Source organism: Paenibacillus sp. MMS20-IR301 (genome assembly GCF_032302195.1).
GTDB lineage: Bacteria > Bacillota > Bacilli > Paenibacillales > Paenibacillaceae > Paenibacillus_AQ.
The window spans coordinates 2,039,240-2,062,724 of record NZ_CP135275.1; the positions used below are offsets into that span (position 1 = coordinate 2,039,240).

Annotated in this window: 16 protein-coding genes and 1 other annotated feature; of the genes, 1 reads left to right on the forward strand and 15 read right to left on the reverse strand. The window is 53.1% G+C overall.

What is annotated here, in order from left to right:
* Positions 1-89 precede the first annotated feature (89 nt).
* Positions 90-269 (reverse strand): hypothetical protein, encoded by a 180-nt coding sequence (locus LOS79_RS08985; RefSeq protein ID WP_315418367.1) that lies wholly within the window; start codon positions 267-269, stop codon positions 90-92.
* A 181-nt stretch (positions 270-450) separates the two neighbouring features.
* Here LOS79_RS08985 and LOS79_RS08990 point away from each other — a divergent pair, with 181 nt between their 5' ends.
* Entirely contained in the window at positions 451-2,706 is a 2,256-nt protein-coding gene (locus LOS79_RS08990) for an ATP-binding cassette domain-containing protein (RefSeq protein ID WP_315422093.1), read from the forward strand.
* Positions 2,707-2,829: 123 nt separating this feature from the next.
* Here the strand turns inward: LOS79_RS08990 and LOS79_RS08995 are convergent, their stop codons facing one another.
* From LOS79_RS08995 to LOS79_RS09060, 14 genes are all read right to left on the reverse strand, one after another.
* On the reverse strand, positions 2,830-3,549 hold the full coding sequence (locus tag LOS79_RS08995; RefSeq protein ID WP_315418370.1) for a YebC/PmpR family DNA-binding transcriptional regulator: 720 nt from the start codon (positions 3,547-3,549) through the stop codon (positions 2,830-2,832).
* Positions 3,550-3,643: 94 nt separating this feature from the next.
* Entirely contained in the window at positions 3,644-5,197 is a 1,554-nt protein-coding gene (lysS, locus tag LOS79_RS09000) for a lysine--tRNA ligase (protein ID WP_315418372.1), read from the reverse strand.
* Between the two features lie 90 nt (positions 5,198-5,287).
* Positions 5,288-5,554, reverse strand: a binding site (T-box leader).
* Positions 5,555-5,601: 47 nt separating this feature from the next.
* Positions 5,602-6,747, reverse strand: a complete 1,146-nt coding sequence (locus LOS79_RS09005) for a 5-methyltetrahydropteroyltriglutamate--homocysteine S-methyltransferase (RefSeq protein ID WP_315418374.1) — start codon at positions 6,745-6,747, stop codon at positions 5,602-5,604.
* Positions 6,748-6,762: 15 nt separating this feature from the next.
* Positions 6,763-7,695, reverse strand: coding sequence for a LysR family transcriptional regulator (locus tag LOS79_RS09010; protein ID WP_315418377.1), 933 nt, complete (start codon positions 7,693-7,695; stop codon positions 6,763-6,765).
* Positions 7,696-7,773: 78 nt separating this feature from the next.
* On the reverse strand, positions 7,774-8,895 hold the full coding sequence (locus LOS79_RS09015; protein WP_315418380.1) for a phosphodiester glycosidase family protein: 1,122 nt from the start codon (positions 8,893-8,895) through the stop codon (positions 7,774-7,776).
* A gap of 127 nt (positions 8,896-9,022) precedes the next feature.
* Positions 9,023-9,532: a GNAT family N-acetyltransferase gene (locus tag LOS79_RS09020; protein WP_315418383.1), complete on the reverse strand. Its 510-nt coding sequence runs from the start codon at positions 9,530-9,532 to the stop codon at positions 9,023-9,025.
* Between the two features lie 223 nt (positions 9,533-9,755).
* On the reverse strand, positions 9,756-11,318 hold the full coding sequence (locus tag LOS79_RS09025; RefSeq protein WP_315418385.1) for a TPM domain-containing protein: 1,563 nt from the start codon (positions 11,316-11,318) through the stop codon (positions 9,756-9,758).
* Positions 11,319-11,444: 126 nt separating this feature from the next.
* Positions 11,445-12,275 (reverse strand): aldo/keto reductase, encoded by an 831-nt coding sequence (locus tag LOS79_RS09030; RefSeq protein ID WP_315418387.1) that lies wholly within the window; start codon positions 12,273-12,275, stop codon positions 11,445-11,447.
* 37 nt (positions 12,276-12,312) lie between these two features.
* The gene (locus LOS79_RS09035; protein ID WP_315418390.1) at positions 12,313-16,806 is read right to left on the reverse strand and encodes a hypothetical protein; all 4,494 of its coding nucleotides are present in this window, start codon (positions 16,804-16,806) and stop codon (positions 12,313-12,315) included.
* Positions 16,793-17,551, reverse strand: a complete 759-nt coding sequence (locus LOS79_RS09040) for a DUF6063 family protein (protein ID WP_315418393.1) — start codon at positions 17,549-17,551, stop codon at positions 16,793-16,795. The genes LOS79_RS09035 and LOS79_RS09040 overlap by 14 nt, the downstream gene beginning before the upstream one ends.
* On the reverse strand, positions 17,548-19,068 hold the full coding sequence (locus LOS79_RS09045) for a hypothetical protein (protein WP_315418396.1): 1,521 nt from the start codon (positions 19,066-19,068) through the stop codon (positions 17,548-17,550). Before LOS79_RS09045 ends, LOS79_RS09040 begins: the two co-directional genes overlap by 4 nt.
* Positions 19,069-19,805: 737 nt before the next feature.
* Positions 19,806-20,393: a GNAT family N-acetyltransferase gene (locus tag LOS79_RS09050; RefSeq protein ID WP_315422095.1), complete on the reverse strand. Its 588-nt coding sequence runs from the start codon at positions 20,391-20,393 to the stop codon at positions 19,806-19,808.
* A 53-nt stretch (positions 20,394-20,446) separates the two neighbouring features.
* Complete coding sequence (gene thrS, locus LOS79_RS09055; RefSeq protein WP_315418398.1) at positions 20,447-22,360, reverse strand: threonine--tRNA ligase; 1,914 nt, start codon at positions 22,358-22,360, stop codon at positions 20,447-20,449.
* A gap of 442 nt (positions 22,361-22,802) precedes the next feature.
* On the reverse strand, positions 22,803-23,480 hold the full coding sequence (locus LOS79_RS09060) for an HAD family hydrolase (RefSeq protein ID WP_315418400.1): 678 nt from the start codon (positions 23,478-23,480) through the stop codon (positions 22,803-22,805).
* Between the last annotated feature and the right edge of the window lie 5 nt (positions 23,481-23,485).

Genomic DNA, 23,485 nt, shown 5'->3' on the forward strand with positions numbered 1-23,485 from the left:
CTCTGCTGCCCCATAACGAATAAGCGGCAGGAATCCCTGCCGCCTGTGAAATGCACTCTCAGCTCATTAAAACCGTCTAATCCGATCCTTTACTTATACGTGTTCTGCTCGTTTTTCTTGTACGTCGTTTTGTCATCCCGTAAGGATTCCTTGCGGATATCGCTTTTCTTCTGCTCCATCTGCTGCGCTTCCTGGCTGTTAACCGGGGCCTGATCCAGTTCTTTGACGGTGTTGATCAGGTTTTTGTCAGGTGCCGTATACTCTTCCACTCTTCTGCCTCCTTAAAGTGCTTTACTGTCTGTTCCGGTTTATTTTGACAACAACCGGAGAAGAATATACGCTGCTGCGGGCAGCAGTGCCTCAACATTCTCCTTCCCCAATACTCGTATTATGGGTAGAATAGTGATATCTAAAATTAGGAATACCAAATAACGATTGAAGGAAGGTACTATGACCCAGGAATATATCGAAATCCGCGGTGCCCGTGAGAATAATCTTAAGGATGTTACCCTGAGAATCCCCAAGCGTAAAATCACGATCTTCACCGGTGTATCCGGCTCCGGCAAATCCTCGATCGTCTTTGACACGGTTGCTGCTGAATCCCAGCGGCTGCTGAACGAGAACTTCACGATGTTCGTCCGCAACTTTCTGCCGCGGTTCCCGCAGCCCGATGCTGATGCCATTGAGAATCTGAGCATGGCCGTGATTGTTGACCAGAAGCGGCTCGGCGGCGGGGCGCATTCAACCATGGGTACCATTACAGATATCGCTCCGCTGATGCGGATGTTATTCTCCCGGACCGGCCAGCCCTATGTCGGCAAAGGCAATGCCTTTTCCTTCAACCACCAGGAGGGGATGTGCCCGGAATGCAGCGGACTTGGCCGTAAGCTCGGAGTCGATATGGACAAAGCGCTTGACCTGAGCAAATCGCTGAACGAAGGCGCTATCCTGCTGCCGGATTATGGCGTGGACAGCTGGGACTGGACGATCTGCACCCAATCCGGCCTGCTGGACAACGACAAGAAGCTGTCCGATTACAGTGAAGCCGAAATGAATCAGCTGCTCTACGGCAAACCGTTCAAGGTAGAGATGCAGCTTGGCGGCAAAGCCGTTAAATTTACTTTCGAGGGCATTATTGAGAAGTTCAGCGGGAAATATATCAGGCGTGATGTCAAAACCATGGCCGAGCGCACCCAGAAGATGGTGGCACCTTACATTACCGAAGGCCCTTGCCATCTGTGCCGGGGAGCCAGACTCAGCCAGGCCGCACTGAACTGCCGGATTAACGGCAACAATATCGCCGACCTGTCCTCGCTGGAGATCAGCCGGCTGATTACAGCCGTTCAGGCAATCGAAGATCCGCTGGCTGCCCCGATAGTAACTGCATTAACAGCCCGGCTGCAGCATCTGGTGGATATCGGCCTGGAATATTTAAGCCTGGACCGTGAGACCGACACCTTATCCGGCGGCGAGTCCCAGCGGGTGAAGATGGTTAAGCACTTAAGCGGCAGTCTCGTGGATGTCGTCTATATCTTTGATGAACCGAGTGTCGGCCTGCATCCCCGGGATGTTCACCGGCTTAACGAATTGCTGCAGAAGCTGCGCGACAAAGGCAATACCATCCTTGTGGTCGAGCATGACCCGGACGTCATCCAGGCAGCGGATCATATCGTCGATGTGGGCCCGTATGCCGGCAGCCGCGGCGGAACTATTGTCTATGAAGGCAGCTATGCCGACCTGCTTGATTCCGGTACCCTGACGGGCAATCATATGAAGCAGCCGCTGACCATTAAAGAGCAGTTTCGCCCGGCCACAGGCAGGCTGTCTGTCACGGGTGCCACTCTGCATAACCTGAACAATGTCAGCGTCGATATTCCCTCTGGGGTGTTGACTCTGGTAACAGGCGTAGCCGGCTCCGGGAAAAGCACACTAATCAACGAGGTGTTCCTGCGGAAGCACCCGGATGCCATCGTCATCGACCAGTCCTCGGTCGGTACCTCGACCCGCTCTAACCCCGCTACCTATACGGGGATGATGGACGATATCAGGAAGGCTTTTGCCTCAGCCAATAAAGTCAGTCCCGGGTTATTCAGCTTCAACTCCAAAGGCGCCTGCGAGAATTGCCAGGGACTTGGTGTGGTCTATACGGAAGTGGCGTTCCTCGACAGTGTTAAGACGGCCTGTGAGGTCTGCGGCGGTAAACGGTTCAAAGAAGAGGTGCTGGAGTACAAGCTGGACGGGAAATCCATTGCCGATGTACTGGAAATGACCGCCGAGGAGGCCCTGTCTTTCTTCAAGCTCAAGGAGGTTGTGCGCAAGCTGCAGGCAATGAATGATGTAGGACTGAATTACGTGACGCTCGGGCAGCCGCTCAGCACCTTATCCGGCGGGGAATGCCAGCGAATCAAGCTGGCCAGTGAACTGCACAAGCAAGGCAGTATCTATGTTATGGACGAGCCGACTACCGGACTGCATATGTCGGATATCACCCATCTGCTGGAGATCATGAACCGTCTGGTCGATGCCGGGAATACAGTCATTGTTATTGAGCATAATCTCGATGTCATCCGCAACGCCGACTGGATTATTGACATGGGGCCTGAAGGCGGCTCGAGCGGCGGCCGGGTGATTTTCGAGGGTACTCCGCGGCAGCTGCTGGAAGACGGGAAGCACTCGCTGACCAGCCAGTATTTGAGCAGATCATAAAAATAACCCCAAAGATCAACCCCACAAAGTGCAGCTTTTTCATGAAGCTTAATCAGGTACTTTCTAAAAAAAGAGGACAAGCATATGTTATCTGCTTGTCCTCTTCTATTTAATCCGGAGATTCTATTCTTCCGAATCCACGTTATGGTACACCTGCTGTACATCGTCCAGCTCTTCAAGTGCATCAATCAGCTTCTCGAACTGTGCCTGCGCATCCTCAGGAATGGCCACATAGTTCTGCGGCAGCAGCGTCAGCTCGGCTACGGTAAACTCAGTAATGCCAGCACTGCGGAACGCTTCCTGTACAGCATGGAACTGGTCCGGCTCAGCATAGACAATTACGGCTTCTTCCTCTTCCAGCACATCACGGACATCGAGGTCTGCTTCAATCAGCAGCTCCATCACTTCATCCGCAGATTTACCTTCCACCCCGATTACGGCAGTCGGATCAAACATATACGTTACCGAACCGCTGACACCCATGTTGCCGCCATTCTTACTGAAGGTCGAACGGACCAGCGGAGCCGTACGGTTAACGTTATTGGTCAGCGCATCGACAACAATCATCGAACCGCTTGGACCGAAGCCTTCATAACGCAGCTCAACATAGTTCTCGTCGCCGCTGCCCTTCGCCTTCTCCAGTGCACGGTCAATAATGGCCTTCGGCACATTGTAAGTCTTGGCACGTTCCAGAACGACCTTCAGTGCACGGTTCGATTCCGGGTCAGGCTCGCCCTTCTTCGCGGCTACATAGATTTCTACACCAAACTTGGCATAGACCTTACTTGTATTAGCATCCTTGGATGCCTTCTTTTCCTTAATATTATTCCACTTACGACCCATATATTTACCGCTCACTTTCCAACATTTGATTAAAAACAGTCTTGTATATTATACCTCTCTTCGATATATCCCGTAAAGGGCAGTCCCGTGTCATTCATAAATCCAGCAGCAGCAGCATTTTTTCCGTCCCTGCCGCCTGAATCAGCATCGGCAGACGCGGCCCTTCATCCGCATTCAGCACCAGCTGATAGATGATGGTGAACAGCCTTTTTTGCTGAGCCCGCATTGTTTTTTTGTCCTCATGGTGACAGATAGCGTAGACCGCAGTCATTTGCTCTTGATCATTCAGCTTGCTGCTCCGCAGCAGGCCGCATAAGCTGCGCAGCCATTTCAGCTCTTCGGCAGTCAGCGAATGGTAATAGGCCAGGTTCGGTGAGGAATTGAAGGTAACCAGCTTGTGCGGCATCCAGTTTCTGAGCCAGTGCTCTGCCCGGTCTGCAGTCTGCAGCAGCTGCTCTTCATCCGGCTCCTCGCCAGCCTGTGCCAGAATACCGCGGAGACGTTCTCTGCTGAAATTGATGAGCGGCAGCAGACCGGCAATCTGGCTGAAGCTTGGCGCCTTCCTTGCGGATTCACTCGGCAGCGATAACCCGAGGGCTGCCGCGTAATCGCCGCTTAGTGTTCCCGCAGCATACCCGGCCGCGTATCTTTCGAACTCCGCATAATTACGGAGCACATCCTCATCGAACCCGATATGAAAAGCAGCACCCGGCTGGTATTTGGCGAACAGAAAAAGGATATTCTCCGGGGCGTAGATGTTCAGCAGATCATCGGGTGTATAATGATGTCCCGATGAGCCCGACATTTTGGAATAACTGCCTTTGATGCTAATGAATTCGTATGGCTCATACATCGGCGGTGTGTTGCCGAAGATCCGCTCCGAGATTACTGCTGCTACATTGTAGCTTCCCGTTTCCGAGGAATGATCGCGGCCCCCCGGTTCGAAGTCCACCTGCTCCAGCTTCCAGCGCATCGGCCAGTCGATTTTCCAGTGCAGCTTCATATTGTCCGCCTGCGTTACACTCAGGGTCTCGCTGTGACCGCATTTGCAGCTGTATGCTACAGTCTCCGCTGTGTCATTGAAATGGTGCAGTGTGGTCGAATCTTTGCCGCATTGCCTGCAATAAATATTCACCGGATAGTAGGCTGCCCGGTCTTCCGCCGAGCTCTCCCCTGTTTTGAACGCCATCAGAATATCGTAGATTTCCTCCCGGTGCCGCAGCGCATGCAGAATTTCCGGATAATAACGGCCGGACTGGTATTCCCGGCTCTGGTAGATGAACTCCGGCCTAATCCCGAAGACTCCGAGCGCCCGCTCGAATTCCGCCTCGAAATGTGCCGCGTAGGAGGCATGACAGCCATAGGGACACGGAACCTGAGCGTACGGCATGCCAATGTACTGCACGAACCCGGGGTCTACATTTGCAGGCACTTTACGGAACCGGTCAAAGTCATCCCAGGAGAAAATAAAGCGCACCTCCTTCCCCGCCTTCCGCAGCGCCTTGGCTACAAAAGCCGTAGTCACAATCTCCCGGAAATTTCCGATATGTACCTGGCCTGACGGACTGATCCCTGATGCACATACAAACGTCTGCCGCTCCGGATGGTTCTCTATCAGCCGGCCTGCTATTCTTTCTGCCCAATGCACAATTAATCACCTCTACAGTTTATTTGAAATTACGCCAAACCAGACTATGCTCTGAAAAAGCAAAAAAGCCCCCGTCCTCAAGATTATAATCTTGAGGACGAGAGCTTAAAGTCAGCTTCGCGGTACCACCCCAGTTTGCGGACATGTTGCCACGACCCGCCTCTTCGGGTACGGCCATCACGCTTATACCCTATCTCTGTAACGGGAGATCCCGGCATACCATCCTTAAGCGCAAGGCCTAATTCCGTATGCAGCTCGGAGACTTTTTTCAGATCAGGTTCTTCGCTGCCCCCTTTCACCATCCTGGAGCTCTCTGTGAACGCGCCGCCTGCTTACTCTTCTCTTCATCGCTTGTGTTGTTGTCAGTTATTATGTGCAATGATACTGCGGCCGGAAGGGGTCTGTCAATTACTTAGATCATTCTCGCCAGAGCTGGATACCCAGACCTCATCCGCCGTCTCAATCACCAGCCGCAGCTTGTCCCATTGCTCTTCTTCCGTCAAAATATTGCCTTCCTCCGAGGAGGCGAAGCCGCACTGGGTGCTGAGGCACAGCTGATTGAGGTCGACATATTGCGCCGCTTCGGCAATCCGGACCTTTAGCTGCTCTTTGTTCTCCAGACCGCCATGCTTCGTAGTTACAAGTCCGAGTACGACAAACTGATCGCGGATGAAGCGCAGCGGCTCGAAATCACCGGAGCGTTCATTGTCATATTCAAGGAAGAACGCATCGACCCTGGCATTAGCGAAAAGCTCTTCGGCAACCGGCCCGTAGCCCCCGGCAGCGAACCAGGTTGAACGCAGATTGCCTCTGCATACATGCAGCGCAATGGTCATATCCGCCGGACGTTCGGCGATGCTCTCATTGATCAGCCGGACATAGTCCTTCGCCAGCTGATCCGGATCGGTTCCTCTGCTGCGAAGATGCGCTCGGTGTCTGCCGCTGCACAGCGTCCCCCAGGTCGTATCGTCCAGCTGCAGATACCGGCAGCCCGCATCATAGAAGGCCTGAATGGCGGTCCGGTACACCGCAATAATGTCCTCATACAGGGCTTTGGTATCCGTGTATACCTCATTCCCGTTATAATCCTGCACGAAATGGAACAGGGCCGGGGAAGGTATTGTCATTTTGGTCAGCATGCCGCCGGCCAGCTCCTGCAGTCTGGTGAAGTCCTTGACCATGGGATGCTCGCCGAATGCGATTTTGCCGCTGATCTTGAAGCTCTCTGCGCGGTTGACCTGATCTTTCGCCGTGCCGGGCTGTCCGAGCGTAATCTTCTGCGTTCCCTGAATGCCGAAAAAGAAATCCAAATGCCACCAGGAACGGCGGAACTCGCCGTCGGTTACTGCCTTAAGCCCCAGCTCCTTCTGCTGCACCAGCAGTTTGGCAATCTCAATATCCTCAATTTCACGCAGCTCCGCAGCGGTAATTTCGCCCTCGGCATACCGGGTGCGTGCTATTTTCAACCCCTCCGGGCGCAGGAAGCTTCCGACAATGTCGTAGCGAAAGGGCGGTGTTGTTCTTGTCGATTGGGTACCTGGACTAATCATGCGTCCCTCCTGCAGTTATAGTAGGAATGATTCCAGCTCGAAATATTTCCCCGACACCAGATCATTCAGAATCTCAATATAAGCCGCCATGATCTCACTCGGCCTGCGGTCCTTGTGGGCAATCCAGCCGACAGAGAACACTTCCCTGCTGTCAAAAGGAATCGTCACCAGCCCCGCATCAATCAGCTCTGAGGCCATAATGCCCGTGCCTATCGTATACGAACTGCTTCCCAGCAGCAGGTGAGTCAGGGTAGCCCGGTCAGTAACCTTAATATTCTTCTCAATCTGTGTGAAGCTAAGCATCTCTTCCGCGAAATGAAGGGAATTGTTATCCCCCTGCTCAAAGGTAATGTAGGGATACGGCAAGATATCCTCCGTGCTGATCCGCTCTTTAGCAGCCAGAGCATGTCCGGCCCGCACATACACATGCGGATTCGTATTGAACAGCGGAGTGAACTTCAGATTCCCGTCACTGAACAGCTTGTTCATCACCTTATAATTACTCTCGTTAATATACAGAATGCCGATATCACTGCGCAGCGTACGCACATCCTCGATAATCTCGAAGGTCTGTGTCTCCCGCAGGCTGAAATTATACTCCTCCACCTTGCTCTCATTCATCAGCTTCACAAAAGCGTCCGTAACAAACGCATAATGCTGGGTGGAGACTGCGAAGTACATCGGGCTGCGCTTTTTGCCGGTATAGCGGTTCTCCATAAATTCGGTTTGTTCAATAATCTGCCGGGCGTAGCCCAGAAATTCCATACCTTCCGCAGAGATGCTGATCCCCCTGTTGTTGCGTTCGAAGATGGTTATCCCCAGTTCGCTCTCCAGCTCCTTGATCGCATTGGAGAGGCTGGGCTGGGACACAAACAACCGTTTGGCCGCTTCATTCATAGAGCCGCTGTTCGCAATCTCGATCGCGTAGCGGAGCTGCTGCAATGTCAAACCTCTTCCCCCTCTAATCAAGGACTATTTCCATATTAAAATATCCTGGCACACCCCGGTGTAGTCAGCGTACCGCTGTTACTGTGTCCGCTTTTTGCCGGCATCGATTTTGGACGGGTCCAGCCCTTCCCAGATATTCTTGATATCCGCCTGCTCGGGATGCTCGAACACCAGGAATGCCGTAGGCAGATAACGTTCCCCGTACTGCGATGACGGCTTGTTAAGAATCTCGTTGTCCTTCACCAGCACAGTTGATGATCCGCCGTCCAGATTCGCTGCAATCACCGCACCATGCTTCAGCATGATCTGCTGTACATCATACAGGTTCGCTCCGATGCTGTAGCCGGGCTGTCTGCCGTCGATTACCACGAAGATCAGTGCCCCGTCTGCCCGCTGGCCCATCGCCGTTCTTGGCGCAATTCCCCAGCCCTCGGCAGCATTCTTGATCTGGCCTTTACCGTTCACGATGATCCGCGGCTGAAAAGTAACCGCCTCCTGCACACCGAGCTTACTCAGCTCATCTAACGTGTAGTTTCCGGCAATCATTTTACCTTCCTTGTCCAGCCCGACGATCTGCGTAGACTTCTTGCCGCCTAGTCCGTTGTAATACAGCTTCCCTTGCGAGATCACAAGTCCAATCGGCTTAAAGCCATTGCCCTTCCAGTTCGGATCAGCGAAGCCGCCGCCGTTCACCCCGGCGATTGCCCCTGTCCGGGCGACCATACTGGAGACCTTTTCCCCTGAACCGATTTTATTGGGCACTCCCAGGCGCACCTTAGTCGGGTCGTTTACGATCATAACATAGCCGCTGTACCCGCTGCCTGTAACCTCTTCAATCTCGACCAGCGGCTTCTCTGGAGCGACAGGGTCCGGTGCAATGTCATGGGTATCCAACTCATTGCCCATCTCCTGAAACCGCTGATTGTATTCGGTGACCCTGTTCTTCAGCTCGTCCTCACCAATTATATATTTCGCCATATAGCGATGCTGTGTTGTAATCAGTGTATCGGCCAGCAGATAACGTGTATTACGTGCCGACGGAGCCAGATAGAACCAGCTGCCGGCTGCAATCAGCAGGATGAAACAGATCATAAACACCCGGAATAATGTACGGAAGAATCCCCTTTTCTTCCGCTTGCGGGCCGGTTTCTTCTTCTTGCGGACGGTGCTGCGCTGCGGTAAAGATGATGCAGAATTCACTACTGGTTAGCCTCCCTAAACCAAACTGATAATGTATAAATCCATAACTCGCTTAATTCATAATAGACGAATCTGGAAGTTTAAAAGTTTCAGTTTGTTAAGATTGCCCGCAGAGCAGCTGTAAGTTTCATCTCGATTTTGTTAGATACAGCGTTAACTCATCATCAACACGGACCTGGCTGCCGGGTTCAGCAGGTATGTTATCATACATCAATCCTCGGCCGTCCGGGATGAAACCGCGTCTGATATACATTCTTTGTGCAGTTCCATAGCTGGCATACAGCCCGAAGCCGATACCGATTGTCCTAGATCTGGCGAACGCCGCTTCTTCAAGCGCTTCCGCCAATACACTCCCTATCCCGCGGTGCCTGAAAGGAGGAATAATATCGAAATTCTGAATCTCCGGAATCTGATTGTCTGCAAAATAAGAATACTGCGGCTGAAAAACAACATGCCCCCATCCTGCAAACTCATGGCCGCGGAACGCAAGCAGTGTCATCCGCTGCCCGGCCAGATTCTCCTTCCAGCATGACTCAATATAGTCCAGCGGCTTGCTCACATCATGCGATAATAACCCGCCGTGAATGATGGCAATATCGTTATCTCCCATCTGCCGGATCAATACAGGTATGCTCATCGTGTGGTTCATCCCCCTTCAAGAAACTATCCTCCACATTATATCTATTATATGCAGAATGGGTATAGTTCCATTGCGATATCAAGGGCACTTCTGCTCTTATTTCCCCTGTACCAGCAGTAAGCAGAGCAGCGGCATAGGCGTTTATCCATAAAAAAACAACGCCAGACCTGCCCGCTTCGGGCTGATCTTGACGTTGCTGTGGGCATTTTGATAGAAGGCATCAACGGTGTCTGCCTACACCGCCGCCGCTGCTCGCGCTGCCGCCACCGCCGGAACTGCCGCCTCCACCCGATGAACCGGAGGAGTGCCGGCCGGAGCCGCCGCCGCTGGATGAACCTCCACCGCCATGGTTCGTTTCCCTGTGGGAGGAAGAGGAACGTCCTGCACCTCCGCCGCTGGAGGAGCCTCCTCCTCCATGGTTCGTTTCTCTGCGGGACGAAGAGGAACGCCCCGCACCTCCGCCGCCGGATGAACCTCCACCGCCGCGGTTCGTGCCCCAGGAGCTGCTGTGTGAGCTGCCGGAGGATGAATCATAATGATGATGCGGCCGGTGTCTGTGTCTTCTTGGTCTATAACCATAACCCGGCTGCCCGGTCCAGACACCGAAGCGGCGGATATTCCGCTGGCTGTGCGGGTTAATCCGGATTCCATAACGGGCAATATAACGGTTGCGGGCAGCTGCCGCCAGACTGATCAGGCCTACAATGAACAGGAATATTACCATGATGGTGATTCCCTTCGCGCCGGATACAGGTGTCAGCGGAGTAGACTCCGCCTGCTTCACAGGGGAAACAGCAGGCTTACTGCCTGTTACTGCTGCTGCAGCCGGCTTAGTGCTTGCAGAAGCAGCAGCCTGCTCCATAGCCGAGTCTGCTCTGGCCAGGAGGAAGCTGTAGAATGCATTTGCGGTGGCGGTGGCACCGCCGGCGTAATCTTTTGCCGCAAACCGCGGTTCTAGCATGCTATCCAGAATGCCGCCGATGATGTCATTGGTCAATACTTTATCGACCTTATTACCCTGAAGCACATGATAGTTATCTCCGCCGATATCCAGCACCAGCATCACATCATTTGGGCCAGCTGCCACTCCGGCGAATTTATTGTAAGTATAATCCTGCAGCGTCTGATTTCCGGAGTTACTGACCGTCACCACATAGACACCGCTGCCTGTCGTCGCCGCATAGCGGTTGCTGGACTGATTCAGATAATCCTTGGTCACCTGCTTGAACACCCCGGCATTGTCGGAGACATAGTTACGGGAGCCGAGCGTTTCTGTATACACTCCCCCGAGGCGCTGAATTAATGAGCCGTAGGTTTTGCGTGCACCGGCGCTGTAATCCTTCTTGGCGAAATCCGGCTCCAGTGACTCAGAGAGGATCTGTGACAGTACATTGTCATTCAGCGTGTCCTCGAGCCCTTTGCCCGGAACGGCCCAGTAATCGTCATCCTTAATGGAGAGCAGCAGCAGCACGCCGTTATTCTTATCAGCTGAGCCAACCCCCCAGGAATTAAAGAGCGATGTCGCGTATTCCTCCATCGGAGTTCCATTCGTAGAATCTACCGTAACCAGCACTACTTGGGCGCCGGTCTGCTGATGCAGCTTCACTCCGTAATTAACCATATAATTCTCGGTCTTCTGATCAATTACATCCGCGAAATCATTTACATAGAACGACTCCGTATGATCAGGAACTGCAGCCGCAGCCCGGTTAGGTGCAAGCGGCAGCAGCAGTACAGCTATCAGAATGGTAACCAGCGCTGCCCGTAAACCTTTTAAATTCATTTATACCCCTCCGGCTAGTCATATCTCCTCTATACTATATCGGTTACGCGCAGGATGGGATATAGTTCCATCCCTCCTAATCTTGTATCCGAGTCTAGTTAATATATGAGTATTGCCTCCGGAAGATTACTCGTTGTTGAACCGGTCCGGATGTGACCCGAACCGCCGGCCGGCATTCAGTGCATCCACCCGGGCCATTTCATCCGCAGATAACTCAAAGTCAAAAATATCAGCGTTAGCGGTAATCCGCTCTTCTTTAACGGATTTGGGAATGGTCACAATTCCGTTCTGCAGATCCCAGCGCAGGATAACCTGAGGCAGGGTTTTATTATGGTGTGCTGCAATTTCAGCAATGACCTCGTTGTCCAGCAGATGGCCTTGAGCGAGCGGTGCCCAGGCTTCAATCTGAATTCCCTGCGCCCGGCAATACTCGCGGAGCTCAAGCTGGCTAAGCAGCGGATGCAGCTCAACCTGGTTCACCATAGGCTTCACCACGGCACTGCCCAAGAGATCCTCCAGATGATCAATCTGGAAGTTTGAGACGCCGATTGCCCGGACCTTGCCGTCTGCATACAGCCGCTCAAGCGCCCGCCAGGTGTCCTTATATTTGGCTCTGATCGGCCAGTGCACCAGATACAGATCCACATAATCGAGTCCCAGCTTGCTGAGGCTCAGGTCAAAGGCAGCCAGCGTCGATTCATACCCCTGATCGTTATTCCAAACCTTGGTCGTAATGAACAGCTCTTCGCGGGCAACCCCGGATTCACGGATAGCCTGACCAACACCTTCTTCGTTGCCATATACGGTTGCTGTGTCGATGCTTCTGTAGCCGGCTTTGATCGCCGCTTTGACCGAGTCAACCACCTCTTGGCCTTCCTGCACCTTGAATACACCCAGACCAAACCATGGCATTTCTACACCGTTTGCTAATTTAGTTGCCGATTGTAAATTCAACATTGCTGAACTACCACCCGTCTATATAAGTTTAATAATACTAGAATAATGAGGCAGGAATCAGCTTGCGGCCGCCCTTAATGAGGGTAGAATCCAGCGCATCCCCTTTATCCCCGCCAAAATAGAGCTGCCAGTACACGCCAAAACGGATGCTGACATCATTCTTCACGAGCTCCGGCGGCGTAACAATCAGCCACTGGAACTTAAGCGCTTTGGATATCTCAAATACCGGATCAAGCACGTTATTGGAGACCATTTCGCCAAACGGGTTATCGTAGAGGAATACCGTCCAGCCTTTATTCTCGCGGTTGACACGCTTGTGGGTCATAATCATCATCGCCACCAGCAGCTGAACCGACTGGCGCTGGCCTCCGCTGCCGACAGCCTCATCTAGCGCTCCGCGGTTGATAACCTCCCAGTCGGAATAATGATATTCTTCCGGGGCGGCATACAGGAAATAATTCTCCGTAACCGGCTTGTACACCTGGAGTACCGGGAACCGGTTCTGGAGTGCAGCATAGACCATCCGTCCGTCACTGATGAGATCCCGGACGGCCGCCGCCGGCACCTGTTCGATCTTCGGATACTTCTCCATCAGGCTGCTGATGCAGCGGTTGAAATATTCGCTGACCAGCGGCTCTATATCATCCGTTGTACGCGGAATATTAATATTCTTGTAATTCATGCGTACAAGCGGAAACGCATGCCCGTTCTCATTATGAATGATCATCCGGCGTTCCATCCGCTTGAGAATGTCAACAATCTGTACAACCCGTTTCGCCGCCCGTCCGACCCACAGCTTGCGGGACAGCTCCATATCCTCCTTGTCGCTGCGGATGCTCTCAATCTGATCACGCGAGCTTTGGAGCATGGAATCCAGCACCTGCAGCGCAACCTGGAAATCGTCCCAGTGAACCGTGTTCAGGCGTTCCTGAATTTTGGTCTCGAGCTCCGGATTCCATCCGGATTTAGCCAGTCTGCCGCTTAGCGCTGTCTTCTCCTCCTTGACCTTGCGCGAGAGGTCTGCACGCCGGCTGCGGCTTTCCCTGCTGCGCAGCAGCCAGTCTGCAACCAGCGGCTCACAGCTCTCCCGTACACCTAGCTTCAGCTCTTCCGGCACATCCCGCAGGTGAACACGCTGCTCTACATGCGTATCCATAATTTTACTCTGATTCGCAAGGGTCTGCAGCCATTGATCCATGGAAGCGAGAGCCTGCTTGCAGGAGTTCAGCAAATGCTCATTCTCGCGGAAGCGGGCGCTGATCTCTTCCTCCTTCTGACTGAGGGATTCACGCCAGATTTCTGCGGAACGTTCATGCTTCTCCTTAATGGACTTCTCGGACTTCACCAGCTCCTTCTTAAGGCTGTCCAGCTCCGTCTGGCAGCGGATATAGGAGTCGCGGATATGCTGATAATCCTCATCCAGTATAACAGTATCGGACTTCTGCCTTGCTCTGGCCGACTGGATTGCGTCCGGCGGGTCCTGCGGCTCGGGAGCAGCGCTCCATCCGGCATCGACCTGCTGCAGTACAGCTTCCAGCTCCGCCAGCTGTTCTCCGGCTGCTTTGATCTGGGCAGCTCTGGTACGGATCTCCAGCTCATTCCGGCTGAGCGACTGCTGCAGACTCTCGACCGTGCTCAGCAGCTGCAGCAGCTTGTCCTGTACCGCCTCATCCGGTACTTGGCTATTCTGTTCTGTCTCCGGTTCAGGTGCAGCAGCAGGTTCGCCCGGGAAATGAATTTCCGGGAACCAGTTCTGCAGTCGCGGAAACACAGAATATTTAGCATCGCCTATCCACTTCTCCCGCTGGAGAGCGATGGTGTTCATCTCAGCGAAGAGATGCGCCAGCTGCTGATCCAGAGCGGCAATCTCTTTGCTGAGATTAGTCTTATGATCTGTTGACTGCTGCTTGTCCTTATAGTCCTGCTCCTGCTTCCGGCTCCGTTCACTCCACTCACGAAGCGCTGCAGCCTTAGCCTCATGCCCGGTGCGCTCCGCTTCACTGTCAGCCAGTCCCCTGGATACTCCTGCCAAGAGCTCTTCATTGCGCGAAAGCTCTGCATTCAATTCATTCAGGCTTTTGCCAAGCTCCTGCTGTAGAGCCGCTATAGTCTTCTGCCGGGTCCGCAAGCTTACGGTATGCTCACCCTGAAGCAGACGGTCATACTCCTGTCTGGCTGATTTCAGCTTCGCCAGATAACCTTCGGCGCCCTGCAGCTCTTCCTCCTGCTCCTTCAGTCTGGAGGCGATTCCCCGCTTCCACTCCAGGAAGCGGTCCGGCTGCAGCACCATCTGCGGCCCCTGATGGGTAAGCAGCCGGAAGGAGGCTTCAGCCGCGTCAGCCATTTCCTCGCGGATGAATACCGGAACAGGTGATTTGAGCAGAAGCTCGTTAAGCATATCCGGCTGCAGCCTGGCCGATTCACGCTTGGTGACGATCAGGCCGTACGGCAGCAGCGGATGGCGCTCCAGCTTTTCTTCACGGACCAGATAAGGCTGGTCGTTAAGATAAGCACTTCCCGTCATGGAGCTGATCTTCAGAGCATCCAGAGCATCCTTTACCGTCACAATATCACTGTTAGGCAGCCAATAGGCTTCCTGCTGCAGCTCCACATCCAGCAGCTGATGATAATATTCGCGTCTGAGCCGCTTGGTCTGCTGCTCGGCGTCATCCAGTCTGCGGATGAACCGCTCCTGGATCAGTGCCTTCGCTTCGAACAATGCCGTCGTTCCCAGCTGCTGATGCTCTTCATACATCTCCAGCAGCACGACCACCTGCGACCAGAGCTGTGATTCCTTGTTCATCTGGCCTTCCAGCCGCTCAGTAAGCTCTTCTGCCTGGGCATCTGCTCCAAGCAGCTTCTCAGCCAGCCGGGTATGCCTGGTGTGCAGTGCCAGCTTCTCTTCCTCCGCTGCCCTGCGCTGCTCATTCAGGGCAGTGATATTCTCAGCAGTGGTCCGGGCTGCGATCAGCGTCCGCTGCAGGGCCGCTGCCGGACCATGCGCCGCCTCCTGTCCGTGGCGGGAGGCGAACACCCCCAGATCCTCTGTATACTGGCGGATTGCAGCCGTTAATTCATGAATCTTCCTGTCCAGTCCGCCGAGTTCGAGCAGAAGTGCTTCACGGCTTTTACGCAGAACGGTCTCTTCAGCTGCAAGGGATTGCTGGCGGCCGCTATAGAATTGAAGCTGTACCTGCCAGAGCCGGTATACCTCATCCCAACTTGCCCTCAGCTCCTGCTTGGCCCCCTGAATCACTTCCTGGCGTTCCTTCATCTCAAGCGAACCTTCAATCGCTTCGATTTCCTTCTGCCATTGTCCGATTTGCCGGAGCTGAAGCTTGCGTCTTGCCAGATAGTGGGCGACCTCAAGCTCCTTCTCCTTCTTCTTCGATTCTTCCAGCCGCTGCTTAGCCCGGGTCTGATTATCCGACACCGCTTTGAAATCATCCGCCTTGCCGTCATGCTCTTCCTTCAGACGCAGGTATTTCAGATTGTCCGTCTCGAATTTCAGCTGCTTCGCTTCCTGGTAATGCCCGGCCAGCTCATCCGCAGTTCTGCGGCGTTTATCTTCAGCGTTCTTCAGTTCATCATAGATGACCGTTGACAACTGCTGTCCAAGCCGTTCTGTCTCCAGAAAGCTCCGGTCAGCCTCGGTCCCCTGCTTAACTGCCTCATACAGCGGTGCGGCAAATGTAGTGAATTCGTCAAAAGCCCGCTCCCTCTGCTCCAGCATCGGCAGACGCTGGGCAACCGTCGCGGTGTCAATGAACATCCGCTGCAGCGAGCCTTCATCCTCGCCCATGCTGCCGTTCAGGCTGGAGCCGATCTCCGGAAGAATCAGCCGCTCGAACAGGTTATGGTTGGTGAAGGCATCATTTTTCTGGAAATACCCTTTGATGCCGCCTTCTTCCCCGTTGATCCGCCGCATATTCCGCCATTCATCAATATGAATATCCTTATCTGCAAGGAAGGCATAATATTTCTTCAGATCGGAGCTGTGGCTGCCGAATACAACAATCTCGTTGCGCCGCTCCCGGACAAACTGCTGAATCATTTCGAAGCTGGCCGGACTGCCCAGCTCCTGATCATATAACGGCAGCGTGGTCAGGCTAAGCTCGGCATTCTCCTCATAATTCAGCAGTGCATAGAGCAGGTAGTCCACTTTGATCTCCAGCTGATCCATAGAATGCTGGGCTGTCATGGCAATCCCCGTAGTTATGTACTCGATCCGCTCCGTACCGTCAAGCCGCCATTCAATGGCAACATGGAAGGTGTAGGGCTTCAGCTGTTTTTTATGATTATGGAAAAAAGCTTCGACCTGATTCTCATTATCTTTGCCCCAGGCCGCTTTGGGCATCAACAGCTGGAAGATTGACTGCAGCAGCACGCCCTTGCCCCCGCCGTTCATCAGGGTGATCAGGGTATTGGCCGGGCCTTCCTCGTTGCAAAGGTCAAGGACCATATCCTCGTATTTCTTCAGCATTTTCTCATATTTCAGTCCGGCGATACGGATTCGCTCAATGCGCGGCATGGGCTTCATCCTCCTTCCCGCTTAGTGTCCGGCCAATCAGTGTCTTCAGCTCTTTATAACGGTCCACATCATGATAGAGATAACGCATCCGCTCATACAGCTCCTCCCGGGGGAAAATCCGTTTCTCATTCTCCGAGATGAACACGAGATGCTCTTCCTCCAGCAGCTTCATCCCTTCGTGAATCAGGCCGATCCGGGAACCGGCACCGCGAGTCAGCGAATCACCGTCCTCCTGGCTTTTGGTCTGCATGAAAAGGCTGGCCCATACCCGGTGCATAGCCTGGATATCCAGCCGCCACTGCTTGCTGAAGCTGCCGTCCCCGTCCATATCCATCCAGGTCTGCAGGATGACGGACACCTGATCCGCAAGCTGAATATAGGACATGCTGTCCTGGCCCGGCTTGAAGTGCTGATCATCCTGATCCATTTCGGCGAGGAAGACCAGAATAACCACATTAATGATATGCAGATGTGTCTTACGCTCGATCCGCGAATATTTATTGCGCAGCTGGGTGAAGTTGCTGGCGAAGCCGGAACCGATCGGACTGACCAGCAAATGAAGACGGTGACCGGAGTTCATAATCCGGCAGCCGGCTTCTTTGGCTACATATTGCAGGGCATCATAAGCAGCCGTATCTTGCAGGCATTCTGCCGCTGCAGGATCATCCAGGGAAATGACTTTCCGGCGCAGCAGATCGAAGAACAGCCTTGAAGCCTGTTGTACTTGCTCTAACGAATAACTCATGCTGAATCAACTCTATTCTCTACTATAGTAATGGTATAAGGACTGATCTCAAGACCGGGGAAGCGGATGCTGCCTTGCCGCCCGGCCCGGATGGTTGTGCGCAGCACCTTGCCCCGCAGGCTCTCAAGCTCCGGATGGTTCATCATCAGATGCCCAATCAGCTTCTGGCATTCATCCGCTCCGCCGTGACCTTCCGCTTCCTGTTCCTGTACCGTAATTTCGGCATGGAACATTTGTATCCACAAATCCACCGCATTAGGGTTAGCTGCCCAGCGCAGCTGATCTTCCTCCGAGAAGGCTTCCGCCGATAAAGTAAAGCTTCCATGTGCGGCAAGCTCCGTGAAGACAGGCAGCCATAGCTCAGTTACCCCGGCCCAGTTTATGCCTTTAGGGATATATTGAATCTCTTCGTCTTCCCCGGCGTCATCCAGCGTGTCCGGCAGTTCCTCCGGGAGGAACCCGACATCCTGCTCTTCCCAGGCCCAGGCCAGCGGATAGATGAAGTCCTGGCTGGGGGAGAACAGGCCCTCTATTAAGGTCCCGAGACTATCTCCGTCCGGCAGTCCCTCAGGCTTCACCCACTCCTCCCACACATGGGTCCGGAAGTTGAAGCCCGCCGCGCCCCAGAACAGCTCCGGGAAGTTCAGCCTCAGATTCGTTTCCGCCTCAAAAATACTCAAAACGACCCCGGCCAGCTCATCATGCACTCTCCGTGACAGCTCCACCCGCTCCGAGAGCAGGCGGAGCTCATTGAAGTCAATCACATCCTTCTCATCATTGGCGAGCCGGGCCAGCGAGCGGTGGATGTTATCGAAATGCTTCCGTTCTTCATCGAACTGCTGATGGATCTCCTCCAGCCGCTGATGCCGCTGCGTGCCGTATTCACTGAAGATATGCTTCGGATTGCGGCGCAGCGCATTACGGTATTCCTGCTGCTGCTGAATCATCTTCCGCACCCGCGAGATCAGCTCATTGACATCCTGCATCGCCCGGGTAACCCGGCCATGCTTGATATGCATCTGAATCTCCAGCAGCTTAATGCTGATCTGGAATTCGTCAATAATCTCGTGGCTCATGAAGATCAGCTCCATCGCATACTCGGAGAGCTGGTAGATGGTGGTCCCGTTCTCCTCCCAGCTCGTGCGGGTAGCATCCTCATCTACAGCGAAATACTTATACTTTTGCACCGTCATCTGCCGGGAATGATCATCATAATAATTAGCCTCGAAATCCCCGCCGTTGCCGCTCCAGAGCAGCCCGTCCACCAGCCGCTCCACCGATTCCGGACTCCCGAGCTTCGCAATTCCGAAGCGTTCTAATGAGCGCCAGGCCAGATTCACCAGATCCTCTTTGGACCGCTGTTCATCCGATTCCAGCTCCAGATAATAGACCTGCAGCAATACGCTGAGGGCAATCATCTCCTTATACGGCTGAAGCTCGCCGAGATTCATCCCTGCGCCCAGGCTCCACAAGGGATTCAGCCGTTTATTCCGTTCTCCAAAATCACTCCAGTTCATCCTCTTGCCAACCTCGCCATCACTTCATAATTTAAGACTTCCTGGGGAATCCTTTTATTTTCTTTCAACAATGCTTTCGATAACTTCTTTAATTCGCTCTTTCATACTATCATCCTCACAAAATAACATAAACCCACATCTGCCCTAAGGGCAAAATATGGGCCGGAAGTGTCAAAAGAATAATTAAAGGGAATATACGTTTCTATTCAAATGTCATTTAATTATAGCAATCTTTCTTGAACATGGCTATTTGCAAAATGAACAGGACTGTCTCAAAACCCTTCATACGCGTGAATGGCCCCCCGTTAAGAAAGTAGCCAGGCACGCAACGGTTGTTCAAGTGACTAGCTAAACGTTACGGACAGGAGAGACGTTAAGCTTGCGGAAAGGCAGCAAAGTGCGGAACCTTAAGGACATCAGCGCCGTTATTTCACCGGAAAAGCGGAGTTAACCCATGAAAAGCGGCGGATAAGGGCCGTGGTGTCCGTAAAACCGCCCAAAATGCCTATTTTGAGCGAATAAGGGCTGTGATGTCCATAAGGGTCATAATGGGGCTACATTTGAACCGGAGAGTTGGCCTAAGTCGCTATGCATTATTCTGATATAGGCGGGATTTACTTAGCAGCAAACTGGATTGGAGTGAGAAAAATAGCTGCTGGCATAAAAAAGGGTTGACCCAAGCAGCTATTTCGCAGCCTTTTGAGTCAACCCCGGCATAAGCCCGCAACCCGGGCCCGTTATTTATATTTGACGTTAAGCAAATAGTGCAGATTGTCTTTTACCGCTGGCCACTCGTCATCAATGATACTATACAGCGCATTGTCCAGTGCAGCACCGCCTGCGGTTAACCGCTGCTTGCGCAGGATGCCTTCCCTGACAGCACCAATCCGTTCAATCGCCCGCTGCGACCGCAGATTGTCACTGACAATGGAGAAGTTTACCCGGATCAGGTTCAGATCCTCGAAACAATGATGCAGCAGCAGCGACTTGGATTCGGTATTCACCGGTGTTCTCCAGTATTCCGGGGAAATCCAGGTGCCGCCGATCTCTGCATTGCGGTGGGTATAATCCAGATGCATTATCCGCGTAGAGCCGGCGATCCGGCCCGAAGCCCGGTCTATTACAGCATAAGGTATATCCGTACCCATAGCCTGATTAACCATTGCGGTATCTATTAACTGATGGGCTTGCTGGGATGTGCTGATCTTCCTCCAGGTATATTCCCAGATCAGCGGATCAATAAGCAGCTTGACCAGTTCCGGACGATGCTCTTCCTTCAGGGGAACCAGCGTAACCACGCTGCCCTCCAGTTGCTGTGTGTCCATTGAAATCACTCGGTCGTCCTCCCAGACTAATGAAGTCTATATAATGAAGCAATTTATGTCCGGGCAGCGATCTGACCGGCCATCTGCTGAATAAGCTCCTGTACACTCAGAGACACCAGCGCCTGCTCCGCACGGCTTCTCACCGAGACCGTACCGGAATTCTGCTCCTGGTCTCCAAGCACCAGAGTATAAGGCACTTTCTCTAGCTGGGCTTCACGGATTTTGTATCCCAGCTTCTCGCTCCGCAGATCGACCTCCACACGCAGTCCTGCGGACTGCATCAGTTTCTTGACCTCAAAGGCATAACCGGCATGAACCTCGGCCACGGGGAGCAGTTTGGCTTGTACAGGAGACAGCCATAGCGGGAATGCCCCGCTGAAATGCTCTGTAAGAATACCCATGAACCGGTCGATCGAGCCGAATACCGCGCGGTGAATAACCACCGGACGATGTTTCGCATTGTCCTCACCGATATAAGTAAGATCGAACTTCTCAGGCATCTGGAAATCCAGTTGGATTGTACCGCATTGCCAGCTTCTTTTCAAGGCATCCAGGACATGAAAATCAATTTTCGGCCCATAAAAGGCTCCATCCCCGGGGTTAATCCGGTAATCCAGCCCGCTTCGCTGCAAAATCCGTTCCAGGGACTGCTCCGCCTGATCCCATAATGCTTCATCCCCCATGTAGTCAGCCGGACGAGTGGACAATTCTACCTTGTAGCTGAACCCGAACACTTTATAGATCCGGTCAATCAGCTCCAGAATAAGACCGATCTCCTCCCCGATCTGCTCCGGCAGCACAAACAGATGGGCATCATCCTGGCAGAATGTGCGGACCCGCATCATCCCGTTCAGCGCACCGGAGGATTCATGGCGGTGACACTGCCCGTACTCGGCAATACGGAGCGGCAGCTCCCGGTAGGAGCGCAGGCTGTTCTTGAAGATCAGCATATGGCCGGGACAGTTCATCGGCTTCAGCGCATAGCTTGTTTCATCAACCTTAGTGAAATACATCTCGTCTTTGTAATGATCCCAGTGTCCGGATTGCTCCCACAGCCGGTTGTTCATCATCAGCGGAGTACGGACCTCCTCGTAGCCGCTCTGCCGCTGCATTTCACGGGAGAAATTCTCCAGCTCAGTGCGGATAAACATTCCTTTCGGCAAATAAAACGGCATTCCCGGCGCTTCCTCCGAGAACATGAACAGCCCCAGCTCCTTGCCTAGCTTGCGGTGATCCCGTTTCTTCGCTTCCTCCAGCCTGTGCAGATGCTCATCGAGCTGCGCCTGCTTCAAGAAGGCAGTACCATATATCCGCTGGAGAACCTGATTATCCGCATTTCCCTTCCAGTAGGCTCCGGCTACACTAAGCAGCTTGAATGCCTTGATCCTGCCTGTGGAGGCCAGATGCGGCCCGCGGCACAGATCGGAGAATTCCCCCTGCTCATAGATGCTGATCTCTTCATCCTTCGGCAGATCACGGAGCAGTTCGAGCTTCAGCGGCTCCTCCAGCTGCGCGAACCGTTCCACGGCTTCATTATAGCTGACAACCCGGCGGATAATCGGCAGGTTCTCGGCAATGATGGACTGCATCTCGCGTTCTACCGCAGCTAGATCTTCGGAGGATAACGGCCGGGCAATATCTATATCGTAGTAGAATCCATCCTCGATGACCGGACCGATCCCCAGCTTTACATTCTTCTCCCCATAAATCCGCTTTATCGCCTGGGCCAGCAGATGGGCTGTGCTATGTCTGAGAATCGCTAGTCCGTCACTGCTGTCCGCCAATATAATTTCAACGAGGCTGTCCCGGTCAATCCTGTGATCAAGGCCAACGAGCCTGCCGCCGATCCGGCCGGCTACCGCATTCTTCCGCAGACTGGCGCTTATCGACTCAGCAACCTGCGCAATCGTGGTGTTATGCGAATACCTCCTATTAGTTCCATCCGGCAAAGTTACTTGAATCTCCATGATTGCGGCCTCCATTTCTACAAGTTATATTCAGTGTATTGAACGCAAAAAAACGCATCTCATCCCGTAAAGGGACGAGTGCGCTTAGCTCGTGGTTCCACCCTAATTCGACTATGGACCCAGTATCCCCGGCTGTTCGGCAGAATCGTGATCGGCATAATCCTCATGGCATCCGTTATCGGGGATGGGGCGGCGGTATTTACGCACCTCTCTAACAGCAGGAGGGTTCAGTACCGCGGCTGCAAAGGGGTAATATCCGGCTGGTCTCTGTAAGAAGCTCTCACCTTGCACTTCTCTCTCTGGTCAGTCCTTGAAGGATATCATGTCTTTGGTCATGGCCTTAAGTTATGGTGTTGATGGTTACATAATACTGAATGGGTTCGGCAAAAGTCAATACCGCATCTGAAAATTAGTTAATTGCCTGCTGCCCGGCAGCCGCAAATTATCTGTTAGCATAATTCACATCAATACGTGAAATAATATCCCCCACTTTATCCACTGAAGACGCAATATGATCTGCTCCGGCAGCAGACAGCTCCTCTTCCGAACCATATCCGATCAAGACCCCGATGGACGTCACACCGCAGCTTTTTGCCCCGATAATATCATGCTCCCGGTCCCCGATCATCAGCGCCTGTGCTGCGGGAATAGAATTCTCATCCAGCACGTACTGAATCACTTCCCGCTTCTTCGACCGGGTTCCGTCCAGATTACTGCCTGCTGTGAATTTGAAATAACCTTCCAGCCCGTAATGAGCAAGAATCTGCTCGGCAAATACCGTAGGCTTGGAAGTGGCTACATACAGGCTGAACCCTTGATCTGAAAGGTCCTTCAGCAGCTTGGGAATCCCGGGAATCACGCTGTTCTCGAACATGCCCACAGTCCGGTAACGTTCGCGGTAATAATCCACTGCCTGCTGTGCTGCCTCCGCAGTGAAGCCCTGAATTTCAATGAAAGAATCATAGAGCGGCGGTCCGATATACGGTATCAGCAGATCCGGATGCTCCACGGCAATGCCAAACTTATTCAGCGCATATTCTACGCATCTGGTGATCCCTTCCTTGGGATCGGTCAAAGTACCGTCAAGGTCAAATAAAATATGCTGCAAGCTATCATTCACTGCTG